Origin of the sequence: Hymenobacter monticola (assembly GCF_022811645.1) — a bacterium.
Lineage (GTDB): Bacteria > Bacteroidota > Bacteroidia > Cytophagales > Hymenobacteraceae > Hymenobacter > Hymenobacter monticola.
This window is the reverse complement of the sequence record NZ_CP094534.1, coordinates 5,287,788-5,298,797: the sequence shown is the minus strand read 5'-3', so window position 1 is coordinate 5,298,797 and position 11,010 is coordinate 5,287,788. Positions and strand designations below refer to the sequence as shown.

9 protein-coding genes are annotated in these 11,010 nt (G+C 63.7%); 5 read left to right on the top strand and 4 right to left on the bottom strand.

Features of this window, described 5'->3' with window-relative positions; all coding sequences use genetic code 11:
• The first annotated feature begins 17 nt into the window (after nt 1-17).
• A complete protein-coding gene (locus MTP16_RS22225) occupies nt 18-1,589 on the top strand; it encodes a SusD/RagB family nutrient-binding outer membrane lipoprotein (protein WP_243514136.1) in 1,572 nt (523 codons plus the stop codon).
• 42 nt (nt 1,590-1,631) lie between these two features.
• Nucleotides 1,632-2,924, top strand: a complete 1,293-nt coding sequence (locus MTP16_RS22220; RefSeq protein WP_243514135.1) for a hypothetical protein — start codon at nt 1,632-1,634, stop codon at nt 2,922-2,924.
• Nucleotides 2,925-3,088: 164 nt separating this feature from the next.
• Here the strand turns inward: MTP16_RS22220 and MTP16_RS22215 are convergent, their stop codons facing one another.
• The 3 genes from MTP16_RS22215 to MTP16_RS22205 form a co-directional block, all read right to left on the bottom strand.
• Complete coding sequence (locus MTP16_RS22215; RefSeq protein WP_243514133.1) at nt 3,089-4,762, bottom strand: T9SS type A sorting domain-containing protein; 1,674 nt, start codon at nt 4,760-4,762, stop codon at nt 3,089-3,091.
• Nucleotides 4,763-4,917: 155 nt separating this feature from the next.
• Nucleotides 4,918-6,726 (bottom strand): glycoside hydrolase family 10 protein, encoded by a 1,809-nt coding sequence (locus MTP16_RS22210; RefSeq protein ID WP_243514131.1) that lies wholly within the window; start codon nt 6,724-6,726, stop codon nt 4,918-4,920.
• A 168-nt stretch (nt 6,727-6,894) separates the two neighbouring features.
• Complete coding sequence (locus tag MTP16_RS22205; RefSeq protein WP_243514129.1) at nt 6,895-7,194, bottom strand: hypothetical protein; 300 nt, start codon at nt 7,192-7,194, stop codon at nt 6,895-6,897.
• 147 nt (nt 7,195-7,341) lie between these two features.
• On the opposite strand from MTP16_RS22205, the gene MTP16_RS22200 reads away from it, so the two are divergent.
• Together MTP16_RS22200 and MTP16_RS22195 are read left to right on the top strand one after the other, a co-directional pair.
• Nucleotides 7,342-8,184 carry a hypothetical protein gene (locus MTP16_RS22200; RefSeq protein ID WP_243514126.1) on the top strand — a complete coding sequence of 281 codons (843 nt, stop codon included), beginning with the start codon at nt 7,342-7,344 and terminating at the stop codon, nt 8,182-8,184.
• A 229-nt stretch (nt 8,185-8,413) separates the two neighbouring features.
• Entirely contained in the window at nt 8,414-9,274 is an 861-nt protein-coding gene (locus MTP16_RS22195) for a rhomboid family intramembrane serine protease (RefSeq protein ID WP_243514123.1), read from the top strand.
• Between the two features lie 12 nt (nt 9,275-9,286).
• On the opposite strand, the gene MTP16_RS22190 is transcribed toward MTP16_RS22195, so the two are convergent.
• Nucleotides 9,287-9,703, bottom strand: a complete 417-nt coding sequence (locus tag MTP16_RS22190) for a TerB family tellurite resistance protein (RefSeq protein WP_243514120.1) — start codon at nt 9,701-9,703, stop codon at nt 9,287-9,289.
• 222 nt (nt 9,704-9,925) lie between these two features.
• On the opposite strand from MTP16_RS22190, the gene MTP16_RS22185 reads away from it, so the two are divergent.
• Complete coding sequence (locus MTP16_RS22185) at nt 9,926-10,933, top strand: zinc-binding dehydrogenase (protein WP_243514117.1); 1,008 nt, start codon at nt 9,926-9,928, stop codon at nt 10,931-10,933.
• The last annotated feature ends 77 nt before the right edge of the window (nt 10,934-11,010 follow it).

The window sequence follows — 11,010 nt, the reverse complement described above, 5'->3', positions numbered from 1 at the left end:
TTTCAACTTCGAATGATATGAAAAAGCTATTAATCCTGTTGGGCCTGGCGCTGGCCAGCCCGGCGCTGACAAGCTGCGAGAGCTTCCTCGACAAGAACACCGACCCCAACAGTCCCACCGAAACCACCCCGAACTTTCTGCTGCCCAGCATCATCAGCAACGGGCTGGCCATTCAGTATGGGTCGGAGCAGCGTGTGGCCTTCTTCACGCAGAACGTGGCCGCCCGCGGCGCCGGCGCCGGCGGGGCCGACCAGTATTTCCTGACCAACGCCAACAGCTCGGCCACCTTCAACAACACCTACTTTCTGGTGGGCGGCAACATTCCGCCCATGATAAAGCTGGCCCAGGACGAGGGCTCGCCCTACTACGTGGGCGCCGGCAAAATCATGATGGCCCTGATTCTGAGCCACGCCACCGACATGCTCGGCGACATTCCTTACCGCGAGGCGTTCCAGGGGGAGAAAAACTTTACCCCCGCCTACGACCCGCAGGAGCAGCTGTACGGCGACATTCAGCAGCTGCTGGACGAGGGCATTGTGGAAATGAGCAAGCCGGCCTCCGACAACAAGCGGCCGTTTTACATCACCACGCCCGCCATCAGCGGCGACATCCTGTACCGCGGCGACGTGCAGAAGTGGATTCGTCTGGCGTGGTCGCTGAAGGCGCGGCAGGCCAATCACCTTACCAAGAAGGGCGCCAAGTACGAGCCCAAAAAGGTGCTGGAATACGCCAGCAAGGGCTTTCTGACGTCGGCCGATGACTGCATTCTGCAGTTTGTGCCCACCGTCAACTCGGGCACTCCCACCACCAACTACTTCTCGGCCGGCGCTGGCCGTCTGAACTTCAGCACGTCCACCTTCGGCGCCAACTTCATCAAGTTTCTGAACGGGGCCACCTACCCCGGCGTGGTGGACCCGCGCCTGCCCGTGATGGCCACCGCCACCAGCCCCGGCGCCGACCCCGGCGTGGGCGGCGGGCCCCAGCCCACCACCACACCCACCGATTTCTACCGCTCGTTCTACACCCGCGAGCTGGGCTACATGGACGTCATCACTTACCACGAGCTGCAGTTCATCAAGGCTGAGGCGGCTTTCTTGGACGGACAGAAGAGCGTGGCGCTGGCGGCTTACCGCGAAGGCATCCGGGCGCACATGGCCAAGATTGGGGTGGGCGGCACCACTACGCCGCTCTCGCCCGACGTGCCGGCGGCCATCCCCACCATCACCACGGCCCAAATCAACACTTACCTGGCTAGCAGCGCCGTGGCCCAGACCGAGGCCGACCTCTCCACGTCGGCCGCACCCAACGTGCCCCGCGCCATCATGCAGCAGAAGTACATCGCCATGTTCCTGAACCCGGAATCGTGGACGGACATGCGGCGCTACGACTTCAGCCCCGTCATCTACCCGAACCTGGTATTCCCCGTGGGGGCCAACTCCGATGCGGGCGGCAAGTTTCCGCGCCGCCTGCTGCCCGCCACCACCGAGGTGCAGTACAACTCGGCCAATCTGCGGGCCCAGGTCGGGCCGGATGGCATCAACGGCCTCAACTCCAAGTTCTTCACCCAAAAAGTGTGGTGGGACCAGTAGTCCCGGGCTGCTGTTTTTTCACTGGTTTATTTTTCTGACCTCATGATGACCCAACGATATTTTTTGCGGCTGGTGCCCCTGCTGGCCCTGGTGGGCGGGCTGCTCACCGGCTGCGACAAAAACGACGACCCGCCCTACACCGTCAGCGACGAAGACCGGTACCCCACTTTGCTGAGCAACTCGCTTGGCACGGCCACCAAATACGCCGTGGGCGAAACCGTACCCCTGGAGTTGCAGTTCAGCGGCCAAAGCGCCCCCATTCAGGAAATCCGCATCTTTCAGCGCATCGAGCCGGCCCCGGATTCGACTGTGGTGCAGACACTGCCTGCCGCCCAGGCCGCCTACTCGCGTCGCAAGTTTGTTGATACGCTGGTGGTGCGCGTGGTGATTCCTGCTGCCCCCAACAAGGCGCGCGTGCGCTTCTCGGCCGTGGTGGTGAGCCAGAACGGGCTGACCAAAAGCCGCGCCGTTTCCATTCGGGTAGCTGAGGCCACGCCCACGGTGCGCGTAGTGTCGGCCACGAACGTGACGGCCCCGGCCAATGCGCCGGTGGTGACCGGCGACGTGGTGCGCTTCAGCCTGCTGTTCAATGAAAACGGCATCAATGCCTACCCCGAGCTGCCAGCCGCGCCCCCAGCAGCCAATTCAGTGCTATTCAACAACCTCGACAGCCTGGTGACCTACGTGCGCGTGGGTACCGGAGCCGAGCGGCGCTTTGCCCGCCAGCGCCTGCCAGCTGCCACCGGCACGCAGTCGGGAGCGGCTTTTCCGTTGGACGTGAACGTGACCCTGCCGACCGGCACGGCGGGGCAGGACGTAGTGTTCCGTTTTGAAGCCAAGAGCCGCTACCTGGGCACGCCCAACTTCCGGGCCAGCTCCGTCACGGCGGCGCCCATCACCCTCAGCGCCACCACGCCGCTGGCCGCCGTGCGCGCCCGCACCCTCACCTACACCGGCACCACCGGCGGCGACCTGGCGGCGCTGGACCTGACCACGTTTGCCACCGTAGCCGCTGCTGCGCCGGCCGCTACCAAGGACCTGGTGATTAGCAGCACGGCCAGCAACGCCGTGCAGTTCCGTACGCTCAGCCCGGGCACGGGCATGGTGCGCTCCACGGCCGCCATCTATACCGCGGCCACGTTCAACAGCCTTCGCTACACCTACAACAACGCCGCCAGCACGGCGCAGGTCACCACGCTTGACAACATCGTGGTGGGCGACGTCATCATCCTCAAGCTGCGCGGCACCGACCAGTACGCCGTGGTGCAGGTAACGGGCATCAACCGCACTTCGGCCACAGATGTGGTGGTGAGCCTAAATATTAAGGCAGTGTAGAAATCCGTTGTTGCAAACAGCAAAAGGACGCTTTCCGGCTCGGAGGGCGTCCTTTTTTTGTGGTGTTGACTATGCAGGCAGATGCGTACATCAAGCAGCTTTGGTAGTTCTATGCACCGGTATTTGTGGTGGCCGGCATTCCGACTTTCGTTCTTGATGACACCCTACTCGACCAATAAGCGCTGTAGCAGTCCGCTGCCACGTAGCAAATAGAGTCCGGCGGGCAGCCCGCGTAAGTCGAGGGAGGCTTCAGCGGCTGGCGCGGGGTAGCGGCGCATGGAGCGGCCCTGCGCATCGAATAGCGTAAGGGACGTAGGCTTGCTGCCGGCCGGCAGGTGCAGGGTGGCCGTCTGATGGGCGGGATTGGGGTAGAGCACGCTTAAGGCCGATGCCTGGCCAGCAGCCGTGGCCGTAATGGACGCATCACTGAGGGATGCCAGAAAGCCGACTTGGATGTTGGGAATTGGATTGGTGAGAGTGAGAGGGCCAAAGCTGGCCGTAGCGCTACCAAACGACCCGGTTATGTACACAGTAGCTCCACTAAGGGCTACTGCACTGGCTCCTTCGCTGCCGGCGCCGCCGGCCTGCTGCGCCCAGACAAAGTCGCCCGTGCTGCCCGTGTCCGTGAGCTTCGCCACGAAAACATCGGAAGTACCTGAAGACCCCCTATTGGTCAGGGTAGTGGGACCGAAGCTAATGGTGGGGCTTGCGCAATACCCCGCCAGATAAAGGCTGCTGCCACTTATGGCTAGGCTTTGGGTATAATCGTCGCCAGTTCCACCGGCCTGTTGCGCCCAGACAAAATTGCCCGCGCTGCCCGCATCCGTGAGCTTGGCCACAAAGACGTCGTTTGAACCAGCGTTATTCAGCGTAATAGCCCCGAAAGTGGCCGTAGCGCTGGCCAAAGTTCCGGATACATAGACGTTGCTACCACTCACGGCCAGGGCCTTGGCCTCATCCAAGCCCGCACCACCGGCGCGTTGCGCCCACACGAAGCTGCCCGCGCTGCCCGCGTCCGTGAGCTTGGCCACAAACGCATCGTACTGCCCTGCAGAAGCCAGGGTGATGGGCCCGAAGCTGGCCGAAGCGCCGCTGAAACTCCCGGACACGTACACGTTGCTGCCGCTCACTGCCAGCGCATTACCTTGGTCTAAATTTAAGCTGCCAGCCCCGCCAGCCTGCTGCACCCACACAAAGCTGCCCGTGCTGCCCGCATCCGTGAGCTTGGCTACGAACAGGTCTGAACCGCCCGCAGAGGTCAGGGTAATGGCCCCGAAGCTGGCCGAAACGCCGCCGGAACTTCCCGTCGCGTACACGCTGCTGCCACTCACCGCCAGCGCAACGACCAAAGACGTGAAGCTCGCGCTGGTCTGCTGTACCCAAGTGAAACTGCTGGTGTTACCAGCGTCCGTAAGCTTGGCTATAAACCCGCCAGAAGTGCCTGTAAGAGGCAGCGTTACAGCGCCAAAGCGAGCGGTGGTGCTGTAAAAAATCCCGGCCACATACACACTATTGCCGCTGACTACTATGTCGTTGGGCTGGTCTAGGGCCATGCCACCGGCGCTTTGAGCCCACACAAATTGGTTGCTGGTCGGATTGAATTTAGCGACGAATATGTCCTCACTCCCGAAGCTGGTGAGCGTGGTGGTGCCCAAGGTCACCGTGGTGGCAAAAACTCCAGCTAGGTACACGTTGCCCACCGCGTCGACGGTTATTGCAGTCACCGACGAGCCCGCTCTCGTAGCCACTGCCACGGCCTGCGCCGATTGCCACGTGGGAGTCTGAGCAGCCGTCGGCAGGCGAAAGACAAGAAAGAACAGGGCTAGCAAGCCTGTCAAGGGTACTGCGGAAAAGAACTTCATAGATTTCACAGCGCAATAAATACGTTCTCTCAAATGTATTCATGCTTCATGCAGAAAACTACGGTTTCTTCCCGTGCTGCAAATTCCGCCTAGACCTCAGCCACGCCAAACCCGAAGAGAGGCCCTAACATTTACTTTCCTCCAAACAGCCGCCCGAAGAAGCCGCGCTTCTTGGGCTTCTCTTTTTCCTTCACCTTCACTTTGAGGAGCGGCGCGGCCTTGTCCGGGCTTTCGCCGGTGGGCAGGGTGAAGCGCGGGTCGGGTTGGGTAACAGCGGGCGTCGGTGCTGGCGCTGACGCCACCGGCTTGGTGCCGCCGGGCGCCTGGCCCTGGGCGATTTCGGGCCCGGCCTGGCCGGTGGTGACGACGCGCATGGGCCGGCTCTCATTGTGCAGGCGGTCGACGGCCGTGACGTAGTATGCGTAGGCCTGGCCGGGCACGGCGGTGGTATCGGTGTAGGTAGCGGGGAAGCCGGGGGCGGGGCGCGGCAAAGCCAAGATGCGGCTGGGGTCGTTGGGGGTGCTGCGCTCGTTGGCGCCGAAGCGGTAGAGCACGTAGTAAGTGGCCGCGTCGCCGTCGGCGGCGGGCGGGCCACTTTGCCAGCTTAGCGTGACGGCGGGGCCGGTGCGGCGCAGCAGCAGGTTGGCTACGGGCAGGGGCGGCAGGTCGTCTTTCCAAGGCATGGCGGGCACCAGGGCGGGGTAGCGAAACAGGTCCTGCGTGAGGGTGTCGGTGGTGTGCAAGGGGTTGCGCAGCACCGATTTGGCCGAGAAGAACACGCTGCCGGCCACCTCGCCCTCGTAGCTGCGGTTGAGGCGAATCTGGCGGGGCAGCTCGCGCGGGTTGCGCCAGGTGGTGTCGGAGCGCGTGCTTTCCAGCATGCGGTAGGTGCCGTGGCCGATGTAGAGGTGGCGGTCGAACTTGTTTTCGGCCCACCATTTCACCAGCACGGGGTAGGGGCAGAGGCGGAAATTGGTGCTCCAGTACAGCTGCGGTACGATGTAGTCAATCCAGCCTTTTTCCAGCCAGCCGCGCGTGTCGGCGTACAGGTTGGAGTAGCTGGGCTGCCCGGCGCGCGTGTCGGAGCCCTGCGGAAAGTCCTTCGACTTGTTCATCCACACCCCAAACGGCGAGATGCCGAACTTCACCCAGCGCTTGGCTACCTGAATGCTGTCGTGCAAATCCCGAATCAGGATGTCCACGTTCTGGCGGCGCCAGTCGCCCAGCTTCAGGCTGTCGGGGTTGTAGGTGCGGAAGGCGGCTTCGTCGTGCAGCACCTGGCCGGGCTCGGGGTAGGGGTAGAAGTAGTCGTCGAAGTGCACGGCGTCAATATCGTAGCGCCGCACCACGTCCAGAATCACGCGGGTGATGTGATTGCGCACTTCCGGCAGGCCAGGATTATACAAGAGCTTGCCTGTGAAGCGCAGAAACCACTCCGGGTGCTGCCGAAATGGGTGGTTCGGCGCCAGGCGGCGCGTCACCGAGTCCATGCTGGCGCGGTAGGGGTTGAACCAGGCGTGGAACTCCATGCCACGCCGGTGGGCCTCCGTGATGAGGAAGGGCAGGGGGTCATCGTCGCCGGCCGGGGCCTTGCCCTGGGTACCGGTCAGCCATTTGCTCCAAGGCTCCAGGTTCGATTTGTAGAAGGCATCCGAAGCGGGTCGGATTTGCACGAATACGGCGTTGAGTCCGGCTTTCTGGCCGGCGTCGAGCAGGCGGCGGTAGTCGCGGCGGTATTGCTCGGGCGTTTCGCCGCGCTGGTTGGGCCAGTCGATGTTCTCGACGGTGGCAATCCACATGGCGCGCAGCTCGCGTTTGGGTGGGGGCAGCGTTTCGGCCGGCTCAGCAGTGGTTCGAGCACGAAGCGACTCCGGCCACGGGCCGCTGCTCAGCATCAACAGGAGAAAAAGGAATCGGCCAGCGGCGAGAAAACGAGACATCAACAACATGCAACGACAGCAATACAAGCCGCAAATTACGGCATTGGGCCGCGGGGCGCGGGTCATTTCCATCGTATGAAACGCCGCGAAGGACCTTCCCACGTTTGAACTTTGAGCATTCAGACGTGAAAAGGTCCTTCGCGGCACTCAGGATGACAGACGTTTTTCTTACGAGCCCGTCAGTTCCGTGTCGGTTTTCGGCTGGTCGGGGGCGCTGTTGTCGGCGGTTTCATCGGGGCCGCCTTCGAGGCCGTTGGTTTGGCTGGCGTCGCCGTAGTCGCCGCGGATGCCGGCGCCGTCGCCCATGTTCTGCTGGGTGCTGGTGGGAATGGCGCCGTCGGCGGCGGTGCCGGCCTCGGGGTTGCCGCTGGCGTTTTGGTCACGGTCGACGCCCTGGCTGGGGGTTTGACCGCCGGTGCTGGCTTGGTCGGGACGCGGGTCGGTGGGGTTTTGCTCGGGAGCGGGCATGGCGGAAAGGATTGAAAGGATGGAAAGTGAGACGATTGGGCGCGCAAGGCACCGTTTTAGGGCTGTACGGGCCGGAAGCGCTACGGTTGGGCTGGCAAATTGGCCGCCCGTCGCCATCTTGCCAGCGCATTTCTTCTCCAACCCGCCGTGTCCGACTATTCCACTGATTTCTACCACCAAAAAACCGATGCCGAGCTGCGGTTTTTCATCGAGCACCCCGAGTACTACCAACCCGATTTGATTGACTTGGCCCGGCGCGAGCTGCGCCGCCGGGGCGTTCAACTGGTGGCACCGCCGGCCGAGACGGCTGAGGTGGACCTTAGCGCGCCCGCCGACGTGGCCAACGCCGGCCGGAGCGTGAACTGGCTGAACCTGGCGCTGGCCGCCGTGCTGCTGCTGGGCATGGGCTTTTTCTACTACTCCAAGCAGCGCGGCGGGGGCGTGAAGGCCGTGGCCGCGCCGGCCAAGCCCCACGTGCCCCCGCGCCTGGTGGAAGTGCCCACTTCGGCCATTCCCACCTACAACGGCTCGGCCGTGGCCGACCAGCTGGTGGCCCGCCTGCCGGCCGCCGAAAAGAAAGACCCGCAGGCCCTGCGCCAGTTTCGGGAGCTGGCCCGCCGCTTCTGGACGGCCGAGATGCAAACCGAATACCTCACCGGCCAGGCCCACGCTGGGAAGGCCGGCCCCATGTTCGCGGAGCAAACCACCGTGGTGCGCCAAACCTGGTCGGATTTCAACAAAGGCGCCGTGTACAGCTACCGCTTCGGCCCCAAAATGGCCCGCATGTATGACCGCATGCGCGAGGCGGCCAGCAGCCAGCAGCACATCCTGGAGCAATTTCCCGACCTGCTGGCCGATAAAAAATTCCTCACTGATAAAGAATTGGTGTCCCGCGAAGCCGACGTGCAGGATTGGCTGAAGGACGTGCTGCCCGCCTCGCCCGTCACCGGCAAACCCTACAAGGCCACGGTGCTGACGGCGAAGTTTTAGGTATTAGGTGTTGGGTTTTAGGTGTTGGGGAGAACGGTCATTCTGAGCGTAGCGAAGGACTTTATCACATTCGCACCGGCCGGTTTGCTGCAAATAGTTTTTGCGTAATGAAAGTCTTTCGCTACGCTCAGGATGACCGTTCTCCCCAACACCTAAAACCCAACCCCGAACACCTGGCAAAGTGGCCGGTTGTAACCATCTGGCGCGCTCCTTGCGCGTGCCGTTTTTGATGGAAGAAGCCACCCCCTCCGCTGCTCCCGGCTCCACGGCCGCCTTGGCCGCCCAGCTTTTCGCCCAGAAGCCGGAAGCCGAGCTCTTGTACCTGGCCCAGAACGCGGCCCGCTACCCGCCCGCCGTGGGCGCGGCCGCCGTGGCCGAGCTGAAGCGGCGCGAGCTACTGCCCGAGGCCCCGGCGCCCGCGCCGGCCCCGCCCGCCGAGGAGCCCGAAACCTGGCCGCAGCTCCTTGGCCAGCTGCTACGGGGGCTGTTCATTCCGTCGCGGCGCTTCTGGGCCACGCCGCTGTTGCTCGACCTCAACGTGCTGGTGTTCGGGCTGATGGTACTCAGCGGCGTGTCGGCCTCCCAGCCCACCGGGCACCAGCTGGTAATTTGGGGTTCCAACATTTCCGACCTCACCCTGCACGGGCAGCCGTGGCGGCTACTCACCTGCTTGTTTGTGCACGCCGGCCTCTCGCACCTGCTGCTCAATATGTTCTCGCTCTGGCTGCTGGGTCTGCTGGTGGAAGACCGGCTGGGGCCGGTGCGCCTGCTGCTGGGCTACCTTGCCTGCGGCGTGGGCGGCGGGCTGGCCAGCCTGTGGTGGCACACCGACGGCGTGAACTCGGTAGGGGCCAGCGGCGCCATATTCGGCCTCTACGGCCTGCTGCTGGTGCTGCTTATTGGCAAGCGGCTGGTGCTGGGCAAGTCCGACCGCCGCGCCATGCTGGGGCTGGTGCTGTACCTGGTGCTCAGCAACCTGCTCTCGGGTATCACCGGCAACATCGACAACGCCGCCCACGTCGGCGGCCTGGTGACGGGGCTGCTGGTGGCTGGCCCGGTGGCCATAGCCGGCTTGGCCAGGCACGAGTAGGCCGCGGCCGGGCTAGCTCACGGTGGGGGGCATGGGGTAGGGGTTGGGCGCGCCGCCGGCCAGCTGGCTCACCATGTCATCGAGGATGGCCTTGCCGTAGCCGATGCGCGTGGCGTATTCCTGGCACAGGCCGTATTCGCGGGCGTCGAGCTGGCCGTCCTGCAGCATCATTTGCACCAGGGTTTGCAGCTCCAGCGTGCGCTGCAGGCCATCGGCGGGCATGATGAAGCTGAGCACGCTGAGGTTGTCGGCAATGGGCATCACCTCGTCGGCCGTCAGCCCTAGGCGGTTGCCGATTTGCAGCAGAAAGTCGCTTTCCTCCGAGCTCAGCTGGCCATCGGCCGCCGCCACCAAAACCAGGTTCTGGAAGAAGGCCAGCTTCTTTTGCGGCGTGTTCAGTACTTCTTCGAGGGTGTGCGTTTCGGCCATGGGATTGGATGGGTTAGAAAGGAAATTGCCGGGCGGTAATCGGCCCGGTGCTTGCCCTGAACGATATCTTGCGTGGAAGGTTAGGTGAGGGCCTTGGCTATTCTAAGCACCACAGCGCATCATTTCACCCAGCGCCAAGTTGTTGCTGCCGGCCGCTTTTTTACTCGTGAGACCCTGAGCACGTTCCAACAACCATTGCCCCCACAAAAACCAAACCCACCCATGCAAGCCCTCCAACTCGACGCCATTCACCAGCCCGCCATCCTGCGGGACATTCCTGCGCCCGCGCCCGGCCCGGGCGAAATCCTGGTCAAGCTCCACGCCGCTGCCCTCAACCACCGCGACGTGTTCATCCAGTCCGGGCAGTATGCCGGCATTCGGCTGCCCTGCACCCTGGGGGCCGACGGCGCCGGCGAGGTAGCCGCCCACGGCCCCGATGTGCCCGGCGATGCTCCGACCGTGGGCGCCCGCGTGCTGCTCTACCCCGGCCTGCGTTGGGGCCACAATCCCCGCGTACAGGCCCGCGACTTCGTGGTGCGGGGCATGCCCGACCCCGGCACCTTCGCCGAATACCTCACCCTGCCCGCCGAGTACGTCCGGCCCCTGCCTGCCCATCTCGGCTTCGAGCAAGGCGCGGCGCTGCCGCTGGGCGGCCTCACGGCCTACCGCGCTGCCTTTGTTCGCGCCCAGGTGCAGGCCGGCGAGCGGGTGCTGGTGACGGGCATTGGCGGCGGCGTGGCGATGCTGGCCGCGCAGTTTTGCGCCGCGCGCGGGGCCGAGGTGTGGGTGACGTCCGGCTCGGACGAGAAAATTGCCCGGGCCAAGGGATTGGGCATCAAAGGCGGCATCAACTACAAGGCCGAAAACTGGGCGAAAACCCTCATCCAGCAGGCCGGCGGGCCATTCGACGTCATCATCGACAGCGCCGCCGGGGCGGCATTTCTGCCTCTGCTCGACGCGGCCGCGCCGGGTGGCCGCATCGTGTTCTACGGCGGCACGCTGGGCAACATCCCCAACCTGCCGCCCGCCAAAGTCTTCTGGAAGCAGCTCAGCATCTTGGGTTCCACCATGGGCTCGCCGGAGGATTTCGACGCGATGCTGGCTTTGGTAACGGAGAAAAGTATTGTGCCCGTGGTCGACGAAGTATTCCCGCTGGCCAAGGGCGAAGCCGCCCTGCGCCGCATGGAGGTCGGCGCCCAATTCGGCAAAATCGTGCTGAAAATTGGCTAGTTATTTTGGCTTGAAAAATTGTTGTAAAACATTGATTTGCAAGGAGGATAATATGGCTGGAAAGAGGCTGCTAAGGA

Coding starts and splice junctions, on each gene's coding strand:
- MTP16_RS22210 (WP_243514131.1), bottom strand. CDS start 6,726: ATGTCTCGTTTTCTCGCCGCTGGCCGATTCCTTTTTCTCCTGTTGATG.
- MTP16_RS22190 (WP_243514120.1), bottom strand. CDS start 9,703: ATGGCCGAAACGCACACCCTCGAAGAAGTACTGAACACGCCGCAAAAG.
- MTP16_RS22185 (WP_243514117.1), top strand. CDS start 9,926: ATGCAAGCCCTCCAACTCGACGCCATTCACCAGCCCGCCATCCTGCGG.
- MTP16_RS22220 (WP_243514135.1), top strand. CDS start 1,632: ATGATGACCCAACGATATTTTTTGCGGCTGGTGCCCCTGCTGGCCCTG.
- MTP16_RS22195 (WP_243514123.1), top strand. CDS start 8,414: ATGGAAGAAGCCACCCCCTCCGCTGCTCCCGGCTCCACGGCCGCCTTG.
- MTP16_RS22225 (WP_243514136.1), top strand. CDS start 18: ATGAAAAAGCTATTAATCCTGTTGGGCCTGGCGCTGGCCAGCCCGGCG.
- MTP16_RS22205 (WP_243514129.1), bottom strand. CDS start 7,194: ATGCCCGCTCCCGAGCAAAACCCCACCGACCCGCGTCCCGACCAAGCC.